The organism is Streptomyces sp. NPDC104581, assembly GCF_055583685.1.
On record NZ_JBVJNN010000011.1, the window covers coordinates 1 to 18,235 of the forward strand.

The 18,235-nt window shown below is 70.4% G+C and carries 2 protein-coding genes; both read right to left on the reverse strand.

The genetic code is table 11. The annotated features are described in order from the left end of the window. On the reverse strand, nt 1-9,942 hold a 9,942-nt coding region (locus tag ACZ61E_RS11745), incomplete at its 3' end, for an SDR family NAD(P)-dependent oxidoreductase (RefSeq protein WP_469699417.1). A 64-nt stretch (nt 9,943-10,006) separates the two neighbouring features. Next, a complete protein-coding gene (locus ACZ61E_RS11750; RefSeq protein WP_469699418.1) occupies nt 10,007-18,181 on the reverse strand; it encodes a type I polyketide synthase in 8,175 nt (2,724 codons plus the stop codon). Nucleotides 18,182-18,235 lie beyond the last annotated feature (54 nt).

Consider the following 18,235-nt stretch of genomic DNA (forward strand, 5'->3'; position numbering starts at 1 on the left):
GGTGGTGGGTGCTCCGGCGGTGAGGATCGTCCATGTCTGGTGGTCGCCGGCATCGGTGGCGACGGAACCACTGGTCAGGGGTGTCCACTCGACCGTGAACAGCCGGTTGTGTGTGCTGGTACCGGCCGCAGCCAACTCCGCCGAATCCACAGGACGGAGGACGAGTCCGCCGACGTCGGCGATCGGCCGTCCTGTGAGGTCGGCCAGCGCGACGTTGACCGTCGTGTCGTTCACACGAGTGACCTGAACGCGGGCCGCTGAGGCCCCCGTTGCATAAAGAGCTACGTCAGTCCAGGCGAAGGGAAGATGAACGGCGCCGTCAATGTCCTCGGTGATGCCGAGGGTGTGGAGTGCGGCGTCGAGGAGTGCGGGGTGGATGCCGTAGCCGGTGACGTCGGTGTCGGGGGCGAGTTCGATCTCGGCGTAGAGGTTGTCGCCGTCGCGCCAGGCGGCCGTGAGCCCCTGGAAGGTCGGACCGTACTCGTTGCCGCGCGTGGCGAACGCCTCGTACAGCGCGTCGACCTTCATCTCCACGGCGCCCCGGGGAGGCCACACGGTGAGATCGGCCGAGCTGGTCTGCTCGGTGACGGCCATGCCCAACTGCCCTGTGGCGTGGAGGGTCCAGGGTTCGTCGTCGGCTTGGCGGGAGTGGATGGTGAGGGGGATGTGGTGCTGGGTGGTGTCGGGGTCCGGGTCTTGGGGGCCGGTGGAGATGTGGAGTTGGACGGTTTCGTGTTCGGGGATGGTGAGGGGGGTTTGGAGGGTGAGTTCGGTGAGGTGGGGGTGGTTGGTGTGGTGTCCGGCGTGGAGTGCGAGGTCGATGTAGGCGGTGCCGGGGAGGAGGACGGTGCCGGTGACGGCGTGGTCGGTGAGCCAGGGGTGGGTGCGGAGTGAGAGTGTGCCGGTGAAGGTGGTGGTGTGGCTGTCGGGGTGTTCGATGGTGGCGGGTAGCAGAGGGTGGTCGGTGTGCTGGAGTCCGAGGGTTGCGGGGTCTCCACTGGTGCCTGTGGGTGTGTCGTTGAGCCAGTAGTGGTGGTGTTGGAAGGCGTAGGTGGGGAGGGTGGTGGGTTGGGTGGTGGGGGTGGGCCAGGTGGTGGGGGTGTTGTGGGTGTGGAGGGTGGCTTGGGCGAGGCGGAATTGGGTGGGTCCGTGTTGGTGGCGTCGGAGGGTTCCGGTGACGGTGAGGGGGGTGGTGTTGGTGTCGGTGGTGTTTTCGTTGGTTTGGTTGATGGGGGTGGTGAGGGTGGGGTGGGGGCTTGTTTCGATGTAGGTGGTGTGGCCGGTGTTGTTGAGGTGGGTGAGGGTGGTGTGGAAGTGGACGGGTTGGCGGAGGTTGTCGTACCAGTAGGTGCTGGTCAGGGTGGTGGTGTCGGTGGGCTCGTGGGTGGGGTGGGTGGTGGAGTGGAACGGGATCTGGGCGGTCTGGGGGGTGATGTCCGCGAGGACGGTCAGGAGTTGTTCTTTGAGTGCTTCGACGTGGGGGCTGTGGGAGGCGTAGTCGACGGGCAGCAGCCGGGTCTGGACGTCGGCGGCGGTGCAGTGGTCGAGGTAGGTGTGGATGTCCTCGGTGGTGCCGGAGATCACCGTGTGGGTAGGGGAGTTGATGACCGCGACGGACAGGCTGCCGTATCCGGCGATCTGTTCGGCGACTTGTTCGTGGGGCAGGGTGACCGAGGCCATGGTGCCCCGCCCGGTGAGCGAGGTGAGGGCCTTGCTGCGCAGGGCGACGATCTTCGCGGCGTCGTCCAGGGTCAGGGCGCCGGCGATGTGGGCGGCGGCGATCTCGCCCTGTGAGTGACCGATGACCGCGTCGGGTCGGGTGCCGTGGTGTTCCCAGAGGCGTGCGAGGGAGACCATGACGGCGAAGAGGGCGGGCTGGACGACGTCCACGCGTTCCAGGAGTTCACCGGTCGGGTCGTTCAGGACCTCGCGCAAGGACCAGTCCACATACGGGTCCAGGGCCCTCGCACAGTCGTCGATGGACTGGGCGTAGACGGGTTCCGTCGAGAGGAGGTCGGCGGTCATGAGGGGCCATTGGGCGCCCTGTCCGGGGAAGACGAACACCGTCTTGCCCTGCGGCCGTGTCACCCCGCTGACGACATGCGCACTGGGGGTGTCGGTGCCAAGTGCGGCGAGGCCCTCCATCAGGTCCGCGTACTCGGTCGCGACGACCGCGCCCCGGTGACTGAGGGCCGCGCGGGTTGTGGTCAGTGCATGCGCCACCTGCCCGGCCGTGATCTCCGGATGCGCGGTCAGGTGTGCGTGCAAGCGGGAAGCCTGCGCGGCCAGCGCGTCAGCGGTGTGACCGGAGACCGGCCACACCACCACACCCGGCGGGTCATCCGTCACCACGGTCTCGGCCGGTTCGGCAACAGGCGCCTGTTCCAGGATGACGTGCGCGTTCGTCCCGCTCATGCCGAACGAGGACACACCGGCCCGCCTCGGCCGATCCTCCCCGACCGCCCACGGAGTGTTCTCCGTCAGAAGCTCAACTGCCCCCGCCGACCAGTCGATGTGTGATGACGGCTCGTCCACGTGCAGGGTGCGAGGAAGTACCCCTTCCCGCATCGCCAACACCATCTTGATCACACCGCCCACACCGGCAGCCGCCTGCGTGTGTCCAAGGTTCGACTTCAGCGATCCCAGCCACAGCGGGGCGCCCTCCGGCCGGTCCTGACCGTACGTCGCGAGCAGAGCCTGTGCCTCGATCGGGTCACCCAGCGTCGTACCCGTGCCATGTGCCTCCACGGCCTGGACGTCCGCCGCCGACAGACCCGCGTTCGCGAGCGCCTGGCGGATCACCCGCTGCTGCGACGGCCCGTTCGGTGCCGTGAGCCCGTTGGACGCACCGTCCTGGTTGATCGCCGAACCCTTGACCACCGCGAGCACCTGGTGCCCGTTGCGCTTGGCGTCCGACAACCGCTCCACCAACACCAGCCCGACACCCTCGGACCAGCCCGTACCGTCCGCACCGGCCGCGAACGGCTTGCACCGGCCGTCCGGCGCCAGTCCACGCTGCCGGCTGAAGACGACGAACGCGTGCGGTGTCGGCATCACGGTCACGCCGCCGGCCAGCGCGAGGTCGCACTCGCCGTTCCGCAGCGACTGGGCCGCCATGTGCAGCGCCACCAGCGACGACGAACACGCCGTGTCCACGGTCACCGCCGGACCCTCCAGGCCCAGCGTGTAGGCGATGCGCCCCGACGCGATGCTGCCGAGCGTGCCCGTACCCATGAAGCCCTCGTACTCCTCGGGCACGGAGGAGAGACGGGTCAGATAGTCCTGGTTGACCAGCCCGGTGAAGACACCGGTCGCGCTTCCGTGGAGCGTCGTCGGATCGATGCCGGCGCCCTCGAAGGTCTCCCACGCCGTCTCCAGCAGCAGCCGCTGCTGCGGATCCGTCGCCGTCGCCTCACGCGGACTGATCCGGAAGAAGTCATGGTCGAACTCGGCGGCGTCGTAGAGGAATCCGCCCTGCCGTACGTACGAGGTTCCGGGACGGGTCGGGTCCGGGTCGTAAAGCCCCTCGGTGTCCCAGCCGCGGTCGGTCGGGAACTCGCCGATCCCGTCGCGCCCCTCTTCGAGCAGACGCCAGAGGTCCTCCGGCGAGGTCACCCCGCCCGGGAAGCGGCACGCCATGCCGACGATCGCGATCGGCTCGTCCTCCACCACGGTGCCGCTCGGCGACACGGGACGTGCCGCGTCCGCCGACTCGGTACCCATGAGCTGGGTGAGCAGGAAATCCGCCAGCAGCCCGGGCGTCGGATAGTCGAAGATCAGGGTGGCCGGGAGAGCCAGACCTGTCGCCCCGCCGACGCGGTTGCGCAGTTCGACGGCGGTCAGCGAGTCGAAACCCAGCTCCTTGAAGGGGCGCGCGGCATCGACCGCCGTACCGCTGTTGTGTCCCAGTACGGCTGCCGCGTGAGCGGTCACCACGTCCAGCAGCCGTTGACGGCGGTCACTTCCGCCGAGACGTGCCAGCTGTCCCGCCAGTCCGGAGCCGCTGTCCGCGCTGCCGCTCGCGGCGGCGCGCCGTGTGCCGGCACGTATCAGACCGCGGAGCAGCGCGGGCACGGGCTCGGTGAGCCTGGCCGTCTGCACGGCGGCGGAGACCAGCATCGGCTGACCGCTGAGCAGACCTTCGTCGAACAGCCGTATGCCGAGTTCCGTGCTGAGCGGGATCACTCCGCCGCGTTCCATGCGGGCGAGTCCGTCGGCGTCGATGTGCTGGGTCAGACCGGTGGCCTCGGCCCAGAAGCCCCAGGCGAGGGAGACGGTGGGCAGACCCTGGTGCCGCCGGTGGGCGGCGAGCGCGTCGAGGAAGGCGTTGGCGGACGCGTAGTTGGCCTGTCCTGGCGCGCCGAGTACGCCGGCGGCCGACGAGAAGAGGACGAAGGCGTCCAGGTCGGAACCCGCCGTCAGCTCGTGCAGGTTCCAGGCCGCGTCCACCTTCGGACGCAGTACGCTCCGCAGTCGCTCGGGGGTGAGGTTCGTGACCGTGGTGTCGTCCAGTGCGCCGGCCGCGTGGATGACGGCGCTGAGCGGGTGCTCGGCGGGCACGGTCTCCAGCAGTTCGGCGAGCTGCTGGCGGTCGGCCGCGTCGCACGCGGCGATACGTACCCGTGCTCCGAGCCCGGCCAGTTCCTCGTGAAGCTCCGCCGCTCCGGGCGCATCCGGCCCCGACCGGCTGATGAGCAGCAGGTCGCGCACTCCGTGGTCCGTGACCAGATGCCTGGCGACATGTCCGCCGAGTACGCCGGTGCCGCCGGTGATCAGCACCGTGCCGTCCGGGGAGAACCCGGTCGGCAGGGTGAGAACCACCTTGCCGATGTGCCGGGCCTGGCTGAAGTACCTCATCGCCGTCCGCGCGTCGTGGAAGTCCCACGCCGTCACCGGGAGCGGTCGCAGAGTCCCCGCTTCACACAGCTCGCGCAGCTCGGCGAGAATCTCCCGCACGCGCTCGGGCGTCGCCTCACCGAGGTCGAAGGCACGGTACGCGACGTCCGGATGGTCCCCGCGGACCGACGCCGCGTCGCGGATGTCGGTCTTCCCCATCTCCATGAAACGGCCGCCGTCCCCGAGCAGCCGCAGAGACGCGTCCACGAAGTCCCCGGCGAGCGAGTTCAGGACGACATCCGCTCCGGCATCACCGAGCGCCGTGCGGAAGTGCTCCTCGAAGTCCAGCGTGCGCGACGAGGCGATGTGGGCGTCGTCCAGACCATGGGCGCGCAGCACGTGCTGCTTGCCGGGGCCGGCCGTGGCGAACACCTCGACACCCCAGTGGCGGGCGAGCTGGAGCGTGGCCATGCCGACGCCGCCCGCACCCGCGTGCACCAGCAGCTTCTCCCCGGGCCGGATCTTTGCCAGATCGACGAGCCCCAGATACGCGGTGAGGAAGACGATCGGCAGAGTCGCCGCCTCGGCGAAGCTCCAACCGCTCGGTACGGTCGTGACCATCCGTGCGTCGGCCACGGTGACGGGCCCCGTACCGTCGATCAGACCCACCACCCGGTCGCCCACCGCGAGGTGGCTGACGTCCGGCCCCACTTCGAGGACCACGCCCGCACCCTCACCACCGAGCGCGCGTGCGTCGTCCACGACGCCCAGCGCGACCGCCACGTCCCGGAAGTTGAGCCCGGCCGCGTGCAGCCGTATACGGATCTGCCCCGAGCCGAGCGGCGCGTCCGCCGCCGGGAACTCGACCAGTCCCAGGTCGTCCAGCGTCCCCTTCCCCGTCACGCCGAGCCGCCTGCGCAGACCGTCGTGCGGTTCCGGGAACCGTTCCGCCGTGGGGAAGGGGGAGAGGCGGGGAGTGAGGATGTTGCCGTTGCGGAGGGCGAGTTGGGGTTCGTCGGTGGTGGTGGCGGTGTGGACGGCCGCGACGAGCTGCCGGGTGCTGTCGGGGTAGTTGTCGGTGTCGATGAGGGTGATGCGGTCGGGGTTCTCGCTCTGGGCGCTGCGGACCAGGCCCCAGACCGGCGCGTGAACGAGGTCGGTCAGACGTTCGCCGGGTTGGGCCGTGACGGCGCCGTGGGTGAGGACGACCAGATGGCGACGGGCATTGGCGGGGTCGGCGAGCCAGCGCTGAAGAAGGTCGAGGGCCTGTTCACCCGCGGCCTGGACCTGCTCGGGAAGCGACAGCTCACGGTCCACCGGATCGAGAGCCGCATGGACGGGCAGGTCGCCAAGCGACTCCAGGGGGACCCCGACCGGTACGACACTCCAGTCCCGGGCAGAATCCTGGGCCGCGGCGGCGTCGACGGCCGGGACCGGTGTCCACTCGACCGAGAACAGCGAACCGTGCGGGCGAGCCGCCGTACCGGAAGCCTTGAGCTGCGCCGGGTCGATCGCCCGCAGCGTGAGTCCGCCGACCCTGGCGACGATCTCGCCGGTGGGGTCGGCGAGCGTCAGCTCGACCGTCGACGGAGTACTGCGGGCGACTCGCACCCGAAGTGCTGTCGCACCGGTGGCGTGCAGCTCAACGGACGTCCAGGAGAAGGGAAGCAGCACCTCTCCGGTCTCGGCGCCCTCCAGCGCGAGGGTGTGGAGTGCGGCGTCGAGGAGTGCGGGGTGGATGCCGTAGCCGGTGACGTCGGTGTCGGGGTCGAGTTCGATCTCGGCGTAGAGGTTGTCGCCGTCGCGCCAGGCGGCGGTGAGTCCTTGGAAGGCGGGGCCGTAGCCGTAGCCGTGGGCGGCGAGGTCGTCGTAGAGGCTGTCGGTACTGAGCGCCGTGGTGTTGGCGGGCGGCCAGGAGGTGAGGGCATCGACGGCCGAGGGCACCGGCGAGTGAGCCGAGAGCGTCCCCTCGGCGTGCGTGGTCCAGGGCTCGTCGTCGGTACGCCGCGAGTGGACGAACAGCGTACGGAGGCCCCCCTCGTCGATGGGCCCCACCGTCACCTGGAGTTGGACGGTCGCTTGCTCCGGGATGGTGAGGGGGGTTTGGAGGGTGAGTTCGGTGAGGTGGGGGTGGTTGGTGTGGTGTCCGGCGTGGAGTGCGAGGTCGATGTAGGCGGTGCCGGGCAGGAGGACGGTGCCGGCGACGGCGTGATCGCTGAGCCAAGGGTGGGTGTGCTGGTTGAGTGTGCCGGTGAAGACAGTCGTGTGGGTGGTGCTGTCGGCGAGTTGTATCGCTGCGCCGAGGAGTGGGTGGTTGGCGGGGGTGAGTCCGGCGGTGGTGAGGTTTGCTTGAGTGGGTGTGTCGTTGAGCCAGTAGTGGTGGTGTTGGAAGGCGTAGGTGGGGAGGGTGGTGGGTTGGGTGGTGGGGGTGGGCCAGGTGGTGGGGGTGTTGTGGGTGTGGAGGGTGGCTTGGGCGAGGCGGAATTGGGTGGGTCCGTGCTGGTGGCGTCGGAGGGTTCCGGTGACGGTGAGGGGGGTGGTGTTGGTGTCGGTGGTGTCTTCGTTGGTTTGATTGATGGGGGTGGTGAGGGTGGGGTGGGGGCTTGTTTCGATGTAGGTGGTGTGGCCGGTGTTGTTGAGGTGGGTGAGGGTGGTGTGGAAGTGGACGGGTTGGCGGAGGTTGTCGTACCAGTAGGTGTGGGTCAGGGTGGTGGTGTCGGTGGGCTGGTCGGTGGGGTGGGTGGTGGAGTGGAACGGGACGCTCGCGGCCTGGGGGGTGATGTCCGCCAGGACGGTCAGCAGTTCTGATTTGAGTGCTTCGACGTGGGGGCTGTGGGAGGCGTAGTCGACCGGAAGCAGCCTGGTCTGCACGCCGTTTTCCTGGCAGTGGCCGAGGTAGGTGTGGATGTCCTCGGTCGTGCCCGAGATCACCGTGTGCGTCGGAGAGTTGATGACCGCGACCGACAGACTCCCGTACCCGGCGATCTGTTCGGCGACGACTTCGTGGGGCAGGGTGACCGAGGCCATAGTGCCCCGCCCGGTGAGCGAGGTGAGGGCTTTGCTCCGCAGGGCGACGATCTTCGCGGCGTCGTCCAGGGTCAGGGCGCCGGCGATGTGCGCGGCGGCGATCTCGCCCTGTGAGTGACCGATGACCGCGTCCGCACGGGTGCCGTGGTGTTCCCACAGCCGGGCCAGCGACACCATGACGGCGAAGAGGGCGGGCTGGACGACGTCCACGCGTTCCAGGAGTTCACCGGTGGGGTCGTTCAGGACTTCGTGCAGTGACCAGTCGATGTGCGGTGCGAGCGCCTGGGCGCAGTCGTCGATGGACTGGGCGTAGACGGGTTCCGTCGAGAGGAGGTCGGCGGTCATGAGGGGCCATTGGGCGCCCTGTCCGGGGAAGACGAACACGGTCTTGCCCTGCGGCCGTGTCACCCCGCTGACGACATGTGCGCTGGGGGTGTCCGTACCAAGTGCGGCGAGGCCCTCCATCAGGTCCGCGTACTCGGTCGCGACGACCGCGCCCCGGTGGCTGAGGGCCGCGCGGGTTGTGGTCAGTGCATGCGCCACCTGCCCGGCCGTGATCTCCGGATGCGCGGTCAGGTGTGCGTGCAAGCGGGAAGCCTGCGCGGCCAGCGCGTCAGCGGTGTGACCGGAGACCGGCCACACCACCACACCCGGCGGGTCATCCGTCACCACGGTCTCGGCCGGTTCGGTAACAGGCGCCTGTTCCAGGATGACGTGCGCGTTCGTCCCGCTCATACCGAACGAGGACACACCGGCCCGCCTCGGCCGGTCCTCCCCCACCGCCCACGGAGTGTTCTCCCTGAGCAGCTCAACGGCCCCCGCCGACCAGTCCACATGCGGTGTCGGCTCATCCACGTGCAGGGTGCGAGGAAGCACGCCCTCCCGCATCGCCATGACCATCTTGATCACACCTGCGACCCCGGACGCGGCGCGCGTGTGCCCGATGTTGGACTTCAGCGATCCGAGCCTCAACGGCTGCTCGGCGGTGCGGTTCTTGCCGTAGGTGTCCAGCAACGCCTGCGCCTCGATCGGGTCGCCGAGCGTCGTACCCGTCCCGTGCGCCTCCACCGCGTCCACGTCCGAGACCGAAAGGCGGGCGTTGACGACGGCCTGCTCGATCGCCTTGCGCTGGGCGGGCCCGTTCGGAGCCGTGAGCCCGTTCGACGCACCGTCCTGGTTGACCGCCGAACCCCGCACCACCGCGAGCACCTGGTGCCCGTTGCGCTTGGCGTCCGACAGCCGCTCCAGGAGGAGCATGCTCGCGCCTTCGCTCCAGCCGGTGCCGTCCGCACCGGCCGCGAACGGCTTGCACCGGCCGTCCGCGGACATGGCCCGCTGCCTGCTGAAGATCACGAAACAGGCAGGCGTGGCCATCACGGTCACACCGCCGGCCAGGGCGAGCGACGACTCGCCCTTGCGCAGCGACTCGCATGCCAGGTGCAGCGCCACCAGCGACGACGAACACGCCGTGTCCACCGTCACCGCCGGACCCTCGAATCCGAAGGTGTAGGAGACACGACCGGAAGCGACGCTCATCGAGGCGCCCGTCCCGATGTACCCCTCGTACTCCTCCGGCACGGAGTGCAGACGGCTGATGTAGTCCTGGTCCTCGACGCCTGCGAATACCCCGACCTGGTGGCCGCGCTCCGCCGTCGGATCGATACCGGCCCGCTCGAACGCCTCCCAGGACGTCTCCAGCAGCAACCGCTGCTGCGGGTCCATCGCCGTCGCCTCGCGCGGCGAGATGCCGAAGAACTCGGGGTCGAACTGGGCCGCGTCGTGCAGGAATCCGCCGTGCCGCGAGTAGCTGGTACCCGGATTGTCGGGGTCGGGGTGGTAGAGCGAGTCGGTGTCCCAGCCGCGGTCGGTGGGGAACTCCGAGATGGCGTCGGTCCCGTTGGAGACCAGCTCCCACAGATCCTCCGGCGACGACACATCACCCGGGAGACGGCATGACATACCCACGATGGCGATGGGTTCGTCACCGTCCGTTTCGAGCTGGCGCACCCGCTGGCGGGCCTGCCGCAACTCGGCGGTGACCCACTTGAGGTGGTCGAGAAGCTTCTTCTCGTTCTCCATTAGCGCAAGCTCCTTGAGTCGTCGGGGAAGGTCATGCGTGCGTCCGGTCCGCTTCTGGTCGCCATCACGACTTCCCGAACTCGTCGCTGATCAGGTCGAAGAGCTCTTCCGCGGTCACCGCGTCGAGATCCTGGTGTGAACTGTCTTCATCGGTCTGGTCTGGGCCGTCCCCCCACTTGGAGAGCAGGACTTGCAGCCGGCCGGCGACCCTCCGCCGACCGCTGTCCGCCAGAGAGAGGGACCGCAGGGCGCCGTCGAGCCGCTCCAGCTCCGCCAGCAGCGTCGCCTCGGTGACGGCGTCCTCCTCGGTGATCTCGGTCAGGAGGTACTGCGAGAGAGCGAGAGGAGTGGGGTAGTCGTAGAGCAGGGTGGCCGACACATTCAGCCCGGTGGCCGCGTTGACGGCGTTGCGGAGCTTGATGCTGCCCAGCGAGTCGAGGCCCACTTCGCGGAACGCCTTGTCGCCCTCGACGAGATCGGCCGAGCCATGACCGAGCACCGTCGCGAGCCGGGTCTGCACCAACTCCAGTACCACCTGCTCGCGTTCGGCCTTCGACCCCGCGCCCTGGAGCTTCTCCCGGAGAGCGGTGGCGGCCAGCAGGCCGTCGGCTGCGACCTGATCGGCCGACTGCCACACCGCTCGTACTTCCGGAAACTCGCCGAGCAGTTGGTCCCGGCGGGCGGCGTCGGCGGCGGAGGCCGCGACGAGCTGCCATTCGATGTCGGCGACTACCAGCCGCGTCTCGTCCCGGTCGAGAGCCTCCTGCAACGCCGCGAGCGCGACATCCGGGGCCAGCGGCCGTACGCCGGTGGTGCGTATGTTGCGGTCGACCGCCTCGTCGGCCGCCATGCCGTCGCCGCTCCAAGGGCCCCAGGCGATCGAGGTGGTGGGCAGCCCGGCGGCGCGTCGGTACTCGCTGAACGCATCCAAGTGGGCATTGGCGGCGGCGTAGTTGGCCTGCCCCATGCTGCCCAGTACCCCGGCGATCGAGGAGAAGAGTACGAAGGCGGACAGGTCGAGGTCCTTGGTCAGTTCGTGCAGATTCAGCACGGCGTCCGTCTTGGGCCGCAGTACGCGACCCAGCCTCTCCGGAGTGAGCGCGTCGAGCACGCCGTCGTCCAGCACCCCGGCCGTGTGTACGACAGCGGTCAGCGGCTGCTCCGCCGGCACGGCCGCCAGTACGGCAGCCAGCTGGTCCCGGTCGGCCACGTCACAGCGCGCCATGGTGACCGTGGCGCCCAACTCCGCCAGCTCCGCGCGCAGTTGCGCGGCCCCGGGTGCGGACTCGCCCCGGCGGCTGGTGAGGAGCAGATGCGCCGCTCCCTTGTCGGCGAGCCAGCGGGCGACATGGGCTCCCAGCGCACCGGTTCCGCCCGTGACCAGTACGGTGCCGGCCGGGCGCCAGTCACGGCGCGGCGGTCGGCCGCCCGACGCGGGCCGTAGCCGGCACCCGAAGACGCCGCCCGGCCGGATCGCGACCTGGTCCTCCCCGCCGTTGCCGGCCAGCGTGGCGGCCAGCAGCCCACCACTTCGCTCGTCCAGCTCACCGACGACATCCACCAACCCACCCCAGCGCTCGGGGTGTTCGGCAGCGGCCACCCTCCCCAGACCCCAGACATGGGCCTGGGCGGGGTGTGTGACGGGTGCTGAGAGCCCGGTGGAGACGGCGCCGCTGGTGAGACTCCACATCGGTGCCTGCCACCCCGCGTCGCCGAGCGCCTGGATCAGCGCGGTCGAGGCTGACAACGACGCGTATCCGGTCCCGTCCGTGTCGGTGAGTGCGAGCAGGGACAGCACACCGGCCGGCGGGTGTTCGTCGTCGCCGGGCAGATTCCCGAGCGCCTTGACGAAGTCGGCGCGATCGGTGGCGGGGCCGTCCGTCCTCAGCTCCACGACCTCCGCACCGGCGCGGCGCAGGGCCGCGGTGCACCAGGCGACCCAGTCCGCGGACGGTCCCTGTTCTCCGTGCTTCCCGGCTTCTCCGGACCCGGACTCGTCGGCGGAGACGACGAGCCATCGACCGGAGAGCGCGGCGGAGGACGGGGTGTTGACCGGCGTCCAGCCCAGTTGGTAGCGGGAGTTGCTCACCGCGGAACGCTCCGTGTGCTGCTTGCGCCACGAAGACAGCATCGGGAGCACGGGCGAGAGCGCCGTCAGCGCCGCCTTTGCCGAGTCCGAGTCCGAGTCGGTGCCCGTGGCGGCCGGGAGCCGGAGTGTGGTGGCCAGGGCATCGAGATCACCTTGCTCGATCGCCTGCCAGAACTGCGCCTCCTCGGCGTCAGTGACCTGCCCCGAAGCGCTGCTGTTCTTGGGGGCGTTGAGCCAGTAGTGGTGGTGTTGGAAGGCGTAGGTGGGGAGGGTGGGGTGGTGACGGGAGGTGGTGGGGGTGGTGGGCCAGGTGAGGGGGGTGTGGTGGGTGTGGAGTGTGGCGAGGGCGGTGTGGAGGGTGTGCTGGTGGGGGTGTTTGGGGTGCAGGGTCCCGATGGCGGTGGTGTCGGGGAGGGTCTGGGTGGTGAGGGTGGTGAGGGTGGTGTCGGGGCCGAGTTCGAGATACGTGGTGGTGCCGGTGGCGTGCAGGTGTTCGGTGATGCCGTGGTAGTTGACGGCGTGGCGGAGTTGTTCGGTCCAGTAGTCGGGTGAGGTGGCTTGTTCGGGGGTGAGGGGGAGTGCGGTGCGGTTGGAGATGACCGGCAGGGTCGGGGGCTGGGGGGTGAGGGTGGTGAATGTGGCGTGGAAGGTGTCGAGGGCGGGGTCCATGTGGGCGGAGTGGAAGGCGTGGCTGACGTTCAGGGCGCGGGTGCGGATTCCGGCTTCACTGGCGCGGGTGTTGAGTGCCTCGATCTCGGCCACGGTTCCGGAGATGACGGTGTTGGTGGGTGAGTTGTGGGCGGCGATCTCCAGCCCGGTGCCTTCGAGGAGGGGGGTGATCTGGTCGGGGGTGGTGTGGAGGGTGAGCATGGTGCCCTGCCCGGGGGGGAGTTCTCCCATGAGGCGGGCGCGTGTTGTGACGAGGGTGGCGGCGTCGGTGAGGGTGAACACGCCGGCGATGTGGGCGGCGGTGAGTTCACCGATCGAATGCCCCGCCAGCGCGTCGGGCCGCACCCCGTAGGACTCCACCAGCCGGTAGAGAGCCGTCTCCAGCGCGAACAGGGCCGGTTGGGTGTAGGTGGTGTCATGCAGGAGGTCCGCTTCCGGCGACCCCGGCTCGGCGAACATCACCGTCTGGAGTGGTGCCGGAAGGTGCGGGTCCAGAGCTGCGCAGACCTCGTCGAGCGCGTCGCGGAAGACGGGGTGGGTGGTGTAGAGGTCGTGTCCCATGCCCGGGTACTGGGACCCTTGGCCGGTGAACAGGACGGCGAGCTTGCCCGCCTGGTACCTGCCGGTCACACCCTGCGCGGTCGGGGTCCCGGCCGCGACGGCGGCCAGCGCGTCGGTCAGCTCCCCGCGCCGGGTGCCGAACACGACGGCCCGGTGATCAAGCGTCGCGCGGGTGGCGGTGAGGGCGTTCGCGACGGCGGGGAGGTCGGTGTCGGGGTGGTCCTCCAGCCAGGAATGCAGCCGCGAAGCCTGCCCGGCCAACGCCTCGGCCGTATGACCGGACACCGGCCACACCACCACACCCGCAGTCCCCTCCGACCCTGCCGCAGACTCGACCGGCTCGACCGGATCAACGGCCGGGGCCTGCTCCAGCACCACATGCGCGTTCGTGCCACTGATCCCGAACGAGGACACACCGGCCCGCCTCAGCCGGTCCTCCCCGACCACCCACGGAGTGTTCTCCGTCAGAAGCTCAACCGCTCCCGCCGACCAGTCCACATGCGGCGTCGGCTCATCCACATGAAGGCTCCGCGGGAGTACACCCGCCCGCATCGCCATCACCATCTTGATCACACCACCCACACCGGCAGCCGCCTGCGTGTGCCCAAGGTTCGACTTCAACGACCCCAACCACAACGGAGCGCCCTCCGGCCGCCCCTGACCGTAAGTAGTGAGGATGGCCTGCGCTTCGATCGGGTCGCCGAGTGCGGTGCCGGTGCCGTGCGCCTCCACGGCCTGGACGTCCGCCGCCGAGAGCCCCGCGTTGGCGAGCGCCTGGCGGATCACCCGCTGCTGCGACGGACCGTTCGGAGCCGTGAGCCCGTTCGACGCACCGTCCTGATTGACCGCCGAACCCCGCACCACCGCGAGCACCTCGTGCCCGTTGCGTACCGCATCCGACAACCGCTCCACCAGCAGCAGCCCCACACCCTCCGACCAGCCCGTACCGTCCGCGCCCGCCGCGAACGGCTTGCACCGGCCGTCCGGCGCCAGCCCACGCTGCCGGCTGAACTCCACGAACATGCTCGGACTCGCCATCACCGTCACACCACCGGCCAGCGCGAGCGACGACTCACCGCTCCGCAGCGACTGGCACGCCAGATGCAGCGCCACCAGCGACGACGAACACGCCGTGTCCACCGTCACCGCAGGACCCTCAAGCCCGAACGCGTACGACACCCGACCCGAAGCGACACTCGGGGCACTGCCTGTCAGCAGGTGCCCCGCCACCCCGTCGCCCTGCTCGCTCAGCCGTGGCCCGTACTCCTGGAAGGTGCCTCCCACGAACACACCTGTCGTGCTGCCGCGCAGCGACTGCGGGTCGACACCGGCCCGTTCGAAGGCTTCCCACGCCGTCTCCAGCACCAGGCGCTGCTGGGGGTCCATGGCCAGCGCCTCGCGCGGCGAGATACCGAAGAGCGCGGCGTCGAATTCGGCTGCCTCGTGGAGGAAGCCTCCGTCGCGGACGTACGACGTGCCGTTCCGCGCGCTCTCGGAGTCGGGCTGGTAGAGGGCGTCGAGGTCCCAGCCCCGGTCGCCGGGGAACGGGCCGATGACGTCGCGGCCCTCGGCCACCAGTCGCCACAGCGCCTCCGGTGAGTCGCCGCCGCCCGGGTAGCGGCAGGCCATGCCCACGATCGCGAGCGGTTCGTCGGTGGATCCGGTCGACGCGATCGGCGCCGAGTGGGCTGTTTCGCCGACGAGTTGGTCGCGGAGGGCGGCGGCCAGGCGTAGGGGGGTGGGGTGGTCGAACAACAGGGACGAGGGCAGGGTGAGGCCGGTGGTCAGCGTCAGCCGGTGGCGCAGTTCGACGGAGCCCTGCGAGTCGAAGCCGAGGTCACGGAAGGGCAGGCGTTCCTCGACGGCGTCCGGGGAGTCGTGGCCCAGCAGCGCGGCGGCCTCGGTGCGGATCAGGTCGAGGACGAGGCGCCGGCCGTCGTGGGCGTCCCGGCCGCTGAGCCGGTCCCGCCATGATTCCGCCAGGGGCCGGGCCGGGCCGTCCGGTGATGACGCGCCGGTCTCGTCCGTGAACGCCGCTGCTCCGCCGCCGAGTTCACGCGGGTCGGTGAGTTCCCGGGCGTCGCCGGGTTCACGGATGTCGGAGAGCTCCCGCACGACCGAGCCGGCGGACGGCCGGGGTGCCAGCCAGTGACTGCGTCGCTGGAAGGGGTAGGTGGGCAGCGGCACCCGGCCCGCTCCTGTGGGCAGGAGCGCGTCGCTCCAGTCGACCGGGACGCCGTGCGTGTACGCCGTGGCGACGGCGGCCAGTATCTCGTCCGCCTCGGAACCGCCGCCCCGGCGGCTCAGGGGGACGAAGGCCAGTTCCGGTTCGTCGACACAGCCACGCGCCATCGTGGTGAGGGTGTTGTCGGGGCCGAGTTCGACGAAGGTGGTGACGTCGGCCGCCCGCAGGTGCTCGACGCCGTCGGCGAAGCGCACCGCGTGGCGCGCGTGCCGTACCCAGTAGTCGGCGCTGCGGAGTTCGTCGGGCTCGGCGAGCTGTCCGGTGAGGTTGGAGACGACGGGGATGCGCGGGGCGTGGTAGGTGAGCGCTTCGGCGACCTCGCGGAACGCGTCGAGCATGCCGTCCATGCGGGCGGAGTGGAAGGCGTGGCTGACCCGGAGCTGTTTTGTTCGGCGGCCCTTGGCGTGCCAGCGTGCCGCGACGGCGAGTACGGGCTCCTCGTCCCCGGCGATGACGGTGGCGCTGGGGCCGTTGACGGCCGCGATGCCGACGCGACCGGTCTCCCCCGCGGCCTCCGGTCCCGGTCCGGCGGCCAGTCCGGGTCCGGTGGCCAGTTCGGGTTCGGCGGCCAGTTCCGCTTCGGTGGCCTCGATCGCCACCATGGCTCCGCCGGCGGGGAGTTCCTGCATCAGCCGTGCGCGGGCGGCGACGAGCGTGCAGGCGTCGGTGAGGGACAGCACACCGGCGGTGTGGGCGGCGGCGATTTCACCGATCGAGTGGCCGAGGAGGTAGTCGGGCCGTACTCCCCAGCTCTCCAGGAGCCGGAAGGCGGCGGTCTCGTAGGCGAAGAGGGCCGGCTGGGTGTAGGCGGTCCGGTGGAGCAGCGCGGCTTCCGGGGTGCCCTCGGGCGCGGCGATGACGCGGCGCAGGGGGACTTCGAGGTGCTGGTCGAACTCATCGCAGACGGAGTCGAAGGCGGCGCGGAACGCGGGGTGTGCGTCGGCCAGTTGGAGCCCCATGCCGGGTCGCTGGCTGCCCTGTCCGGCGAAGAGGAAGGCGGTGCCGCCCCGGAGGGAGGTGCCGCGTGCGGCTCCGGCGGGGGTGTTTCCCCCGGCGAGTTCGGTGAGGTGGGTGATGAGTGTCGCGCGGTCGGGGGCGAAGAGGACGGCGCGCTGTTCGAAGGCGGAGCGGTGTACGGCGAGGGAGTGCGCGACGTCGGTGAGGCGGTGCGAGGGCTGTTCGGTGAGGAAGTCGGCCAGTCGGGTGGCCTGGTCCCGCAGGGCGGGCTCGCTGCGGGCCGACAGGACGTAGGGCAGGGGGGCGGGGGTCCGTGCGTCCGGCGCGGTGTTCTCGGAGGCGGCGGCCGTGGTGTCGGCGGCGTACTCGCGCAGCACCACGTGGCAGTTGGTGCCGCCCATGCCGAAGGAGCTGACACCGGCGGTCAGTTGCCGGTCCGGGTGGGGCCAGTGGCGTGTCTCCCGTACGAGCTCCAGGCGCAGTTCGCCGAGGGGGATCCGCGGGTTGGCCTCGGTGAAGTGGAGGCTGGCGGGGAGTTGCCGGTGACGTACGGCGAGGATGGTCTTGAGGAGGCCGGTGATGCCGGCCGCGCCTTCGAGGTGGCCGACGTTGGTCTTGACGGAGCCGACGAGCAGCGGGTCCCCGGAGTCGCGCCGGGGTCCGGCGAAGGCGCCGAGGGCCGCGGCCTCGACGGGGTCGCCGAGCCGGGTTCCGGTGCCGTGCAGTTCGACGTACTGGACGTCCGCCGCCGTGAGGCCCGCCCGCCGGTAGGCGGCGTCGAGTACCTGCTGCTGGGCGTCGGGGCTGGGCTGGGTGAGCGCCCGGGTGCTGCCGTCGTTGTTCATGGCGCTGGAGCTGATGAGGCAGTGCACGGTGTCGCCGTCGGCGAGCGCGCGGTCGAGCGGCTTGAGTACGAGGACGACGCCGCCCTCGCCCCTGACGTAGCCGTCGGCCGCGGCGTCGAAGGTGCGGCAGGCGCCGGTCGGCGAGAGGGCGCCGAAGCGGGCGGCGGTGAGGAAGCCCTCGCCGGCCAGGGCGAGGTTCACGCCGCCGGCCAGGGCGACGTCGGATTCGCCGCGCAGCAGGCTCTCGCAGGCGAGGTGGACGGCGACCAGTGAGGAGGACTGGGCGGTGTCGACGGTCAGGCTGGGGCCGCGCAGTCCCAGGGTGTAGGAGACGCGGTTGGCGATGACTCCGCGGTTGAGGCCGGTGGCGGTGTGCCTGCCGATGCCGTCGGGGCCGTGCTCGCGGGTGACGGCCGCGTAGCCGTCCTCCATGGCGCCGACGAAGACGCCGACGGGGGCTCCGTCGAGGGTGGCGGGGACGATACCGGCCTCTTCGAGGGCTTCCCAGGTGAGTTCGAGTACGAGCCGCTGGTGCGGGTCGACGGCGGCGGCTTCCTTCGGGGGGATACCGAAGAAGGCGGGGTCGAACTCGTCGACGCGGGGCAGGTATCCGGCGCGTGCGGTGCCGATCAGGCCGGCGTCCACGAGTGCCTGGGGGGTGAGCGATCCTTCGGGCCAGCGGCCTTCGGGGGCGGGGCCGACGGCGTCCCGGCCGTCTCGCAGCAGGTCCCAGAAGTCGTCCGGTCCGCCCGCCCCGGGCAGCCGGCAGGCCATGCCGACGACGGCGATGGGCCGTCGGTTCGCCGCGGGATCCGCGAAGGCGCTGCCGTCCCGGTCCGCGTCCTGGTGGGATTCCTGCCCGGCAACCGACATCGTCGGCACTCCCATCGACCATCCACGTGGCCCAGGCAGGCGAGGACTGAGACT

Bases quoted from the DNA above. Each gene is read 5' to 3' on its own strand.
- ACZ61E_RS11750 (WP_469699418.1), bottom strand. From the start codon at position 18,181: ATGTCGGTTGCCGGGCAGGAATCCCACCAGGACGCGGACCGGGACGGC.